This is a genomic window from Rhizobium sp. SVR5-2C (genome assembly GCF_056755115.1).
Window position 1 is genome coordinate 1 of the sequence record NZ_JBNDHT010000628.1, and the last position, 233, is coordinate 233.

The window sequence follows — 233 nt, forward strand, 5'->3', positions numbered from 1 at the left end:
CCGCTTGCCGAGGCTAAGCAGCAGGTGATTGTCCTCGACGATGAGGAAGCGGTGTTCCGGCAAGACGACGCGGGCAGAGGCAATCGCAAGTTCGCGCGAGCGGTCGAAGACCGGCACGAGAACCTCCTGATCAGCAGGCCTGACAGCGCGTATGGTAGCGAGGAAGCCGCGGACATCGAAGGTTTCCGTGATGCCCTTGCTGGCGAGCAGGCCGCGATCGATGAGGATTGCGT

The 233-nt window shown here is 62.7% G+C and carries 1 pseudogene; it reads right to left on the reverse strand.

Annotated elements, in window-relative coordinates:
• Nucleotides 1–233 (reverse strand): annotated as a pseudogene (locus tag ACPYOI_RS37165) (nucleoside/nucleotide kinase family protein); the annotation flags it as partial.